3 protein-coding genes are annotated in these 2820 nt (G+C 67.3%); 2 read left to right on the top strand and 1 reads right to left on the bottom strand.

The genetic code is table 11. The features are described 5' to 3' along the window. On the bottom strand, positions 1-245 hold a 245-nt coding region (locus C5N14_RS30735), incomplete at its 3' end, for a hypothetical protein (protein ID WP_207892951.1). Between the two features lie 662 nt (positions 246-907). Here C5N14_RS30735 and C5N14_RS30725 point away from each other — a divergent pair. Then, a complete protein-coding gene (locus tag C5N14_RS30725) occupies positions 908-1855 on the top strand; it encodes an ABC transporter ATP-binding protein (protein WP_243640279.1) in 948 nt (315 codons plus the stop codon). Continuing rightward, the gene (locus C5N14_RS30720) at positions 1852-2631 is read left to right on the top strand and encodes a hypothetical protein (RefSeq protein ID WP_128763712.1); all 780 of its coding nucleotides are present in this window, start codon (positions 1852-1854) and stop codon (positions 2629-2631) included. The genes C5N14_RS30725 and C5N14_RS30720 overlap by 4 nt, the downstream gene beginning before the upstream one ends. The last annotated feature ends 189 nt before the right edge of the window (positions 2632-2820 follow it).

Genomic DNA, 2820 nt, shown 5'->3' with positions numbered 1-2820 from the left:
TTCGCCTCGACGGTCACGGTCCCGCAGTTGCCTTCGATGACGGGCGTAGCGTCGTCGGCCTGGATCGTGATGTTCTCGCCGTCCTCGCAGCGGCCGCCCTGGGAGAGATCGCGCGGACCCGTGCCTGCCTGGGCATCGGTGGCCGATGCCGGCGATGCCGCAGGCGGCGCCATGTCCCCTCCGCTGCCTGCGACGCTTGCACACGCGGTGAGCGCGATCGTCCCGAGGAACAGTGTCCCCGTCATCGCAGCGGTCCTGAGCCGATTCACGAGCGTACGCACTCTCCGTCCCCCATCTGCAGATTCAGGAGTCCACGGCCTCGCGTTGCCTCCAGAGAAGTACCCCGGGCTCCTGACACGCTCGAGCCTATCAACGCCCTTCGAATGCTGTCCTCGGTCGTCCGAGCGCGCGACGAGAAGCTGTGGCGCTGGTTGGTCACGCTCGGCCGCTACACGGCACCGATCTCAGCAAGCCGCCTGACGCCTTCAACGATCTGGGACTCGGCGGCGGCACCGTAAGAGAACCGGATAGACGGTGCGGGCGGTTCGTCGACCAAGAAGTGGCGCCCGTCGCCCGCGAGCACCCCGGCCTGATAGGCCGTCGCGTAGAACTCCCGAGTATCACCGACCCACCGACCTAACTACGCGGCATTGCGGTTAACGCACCTCCGATCGTGAGCCCTCCACGGAGTCCGTCATCGAATCGGAGGGAATCTCTCGCGGGGTTCGGGGGAGGGTCGTGGGCTCTGACGCTAGGTGCCCCTGCTCGTGGCAGGTGTGGCGGCCCATGTCCCGTCTGCTGACAAATGTCACGACGTCGGTGACGAGCGTTACTGGGCGCGGATCGAGGTGTCCGACATCGTGGGGGCATGCCTGATTCAGCTCTCCCCGTCTCTTCCCGTCCCGCCGTGGTCGAGGTCCGGTCTGCGTCCTGCGCTTACGGGGATTTCCTCGCGGTCGACGGCGTGAGCCTGACCGTCCCGCGCGGCGGGATTCACGCATTGCTCGGCACGAACGGGGCCGGCAAGACGACCCTGTTGGAGACGATCCAGGGGTTCCGGCGACCGGAGTCCGGCGAGATCCGTGTGTTCGGGGCCGATCCGTGGCGGCGGCGCAGTGATGTTGCGGGGCGGACGGGGACGATGCTCCAGGAGTCCGGGCTGGTGGACGAGATGACCGTCTCCGATCAGCTCTCACTCTGGAAAGGGGTGAGCGTTCGCGAGGACCAGGTCGAGCGGGTGCTCGACCTCGTAGGCCTCGCGCACCGGCGGAAGGTACCGGTCGCAGTGCTCTCAGGCGGCGAGCGGCGCCGCCTCGATTTCGCGATGGCGTTGTGGGGCGATCCCGAGCTGGTGGTGCTGGACGAGCCGACGACCGGCTTGGACCCGCAATCGCGGCGCACGATGTGGTCAATCATCCGCGACCTGAACGATCGCGGCACGACCGTGCTGCTCACCACCCACTACCTCGATGAGGCGCAGAACCTCGCCGACTCGGTGACGATCCTCGACCGTGGCCGGACCGCCGTCGAAGGTTCAATGTCGGAAGTACTGGCGGCGATCCCGGCCCGTATCACGTTCGACACCCCTGCCACGTCGATGGCGTTGTCTGGGCTCTGGGGGCTCGTCGCCGGCGAGGTCGCGCAGACCCCGATCGGCGCTTCCACGCACGACTCCGAGCGTCATGGCTGGTCGATCACGATCCACACCCCTGAGTTGCAGGACGACGTGGCTGCGGTCATTGACTGGGCCCGCGCGAACGACTTGCGGCTGGGCCAGTTCCGCTGCGCCCCGGCCTCGCTCGAAGAGGTCTTCTTCGAGATGCCCTCGCTCATCACCGGAAAGGCGGAACGATGACCGCTGCCACATCCCACCCTGTTACGACGCACCGGAAGGCACCGGGCCGGCTCGTGCGCGCGCTGATGGCAGCCGAGCTGCGGGTGTTTCTCCGCCAGCCGGTGATGCTCGCGCTGACTCTCCTGCTCCCGGCGGGTCTCCTCGCGATCACCGCGATCGCCGAGACCTCCGACAATCCCAGCGTGTGGGCGCAGATCGCCGGCCGAAACATGATCGCGACCCAGTGCATCACGGTCTACTTCGTCTCGCTGAATACCCTCACCGCGAGGCGGCACACTCTCGCGTTGAAGCGGCTGCGGACGACCGCGCTGCCTGGCTTCGGGATCGTCGCGGGCCTTCTCACGCCGCCGCTCGTTGTTGGTGCGTTCCAGGTGGTCGTCGTGCTCGCCGGCCTCGTGCTGCTCGGCTCCCCGCCACCGCAGAGTCCGTTCCTTGTCGCGGTCTCGGCGCTGTTGGGCATACTGATCGCAGTTCTCGCGGGGATGGTGACGAGCGCGTTCACCGCGACGCCGGAGAAGGCGCAGTGGACGATGCTGCCGCTGTTCGTTGCCACTATGGGCGCCGTCGCCGTGCTCCCATCGGTGGGCGATGGTCTCGGGAGCGCCGGGCTTCGCCTGGTGCCGCTGGTGTCGAACGCACACCTGACGACGGCAGGATGGTGGGCGCAGTCCTCAGACCTCGTGGCCGTATTCCTGGATCTTGCGATCATGACCGTTTGGATCGCTGTGCTGAGCATCATCGCGTGGCGCACGTTCCGCTGGGAACGCCGAAACTGACCCGATACTCGAGAACACCACAGGGAGACCCGCGCGAAGGAGGAGCGATGAAGGCCTACGGTCGCGACCGATTTCGTGCGATCTCCGTGTACGTGCACTCCACGCACGCGATCCTCGCGCTCGCCTCGGTCGTCGCACCGGTCGTCGCCCTCACCCTCACGCCCAGCCCGCTCGGGGTCACCGTCGCGA

It is taken from the genome of Micromonospora sp. MW-13, assembly GCF_003434305.1.
Classification (GTDB): domain Bacteria; phylum Actinomycetota; class Actinomycetes; order Mycobacteriales; family Micromonosporaceae; genus Micromonospora.
The sequence above is the reverse complement of the archived record's forward strand: the minus strand, read 5'-3'. Positions and strand labels throughout refer to the sequence as shown.